A 714-nucleotide genomic window follows, 5' to 3' on the forward strand; every position below is an offset into this window, starting at 1 on the left:
GTCCACGACGACAAGGACCTTGTGGTCGTATGCGCTGAACGCTGAAAACAGTGCGCGCAGGGATTGTTCAGTTTGATTGATGCGCTTAGATAGCACCTGGGTGCCGTCGATATCTAAGACGCAAGCGTGGTGAAAGTATTTGCAGGCGTCCATGCCGATGACATAGTCGTAGGTCATGTCTGACCTCCTAGCGAATTGAATGAGTATGGGACTTATTTCATCGCTGGTGGTCGGACATACTTCACGCTGGCATCCACATTACTTTGAGACGTCGCACATTGTGTGCGGGTCAGGTTCCTATTAGCAGTTTGGAGTATGTCACTGCCTTCGGCGGCATCACCCCCCGGATCATTTTCTTAACAGGGACGAAAATAAGCCATACCGAAGCCAGCGACTAGTTCCGCTGCCACAAGGCAGAAGGAACGCAGATAAACATAGCCTGCCCCAGCATGGGGCTAGGAGTACGAATCCTGGGCTCCTTTAAGCGGAACTGCCAACAACGTAATGGGTTACCCCCGTTCACATCTTGTTGCATGAGTGCAGGCTAGCGGTCGTTCGTATCTCATTTGGAGTCCAATGCTGTCGGTATTTTAGAAAAATATGGATAAATGGACTCAATGAGTGTTGTGGCTTGGTAGTGAGAAATCTACATTTTTGCTGGCCTTTGGAAAATTATCGAAATACATGGGGCTCAGTTGAAAAATCAGTCACTTT

Annotated in this window: 1 protein-coding gene; it reads right to left on the bottom strand. The window is 48.7% G+C overall.

Translation table 11 applies throughout. The features are described 5' to 3' along the window. A partial coding sequence (locus DDE13_RS23785; RefSeq protein WP_162631210.1) for an IS110 family transposase occupies positions 1–177 on the bottom strand: 177 nt, incomplete at its 3' end. Positions 178–714: the final 537 nt, after the last annotated feature.

Source organism: Meridianimarinicoccus zhengii, from assembly GCF_003254465.1.
In the GTDB taxonomy this organism is placed as follows: domain Bacteria; phylum Pseudomonadota; class Alphaproteobacteria; order Rhodobacterales; family Rhodobacteraceae; genus Meridianimarinicoccus; species Meridianimarinicoccus zhengii.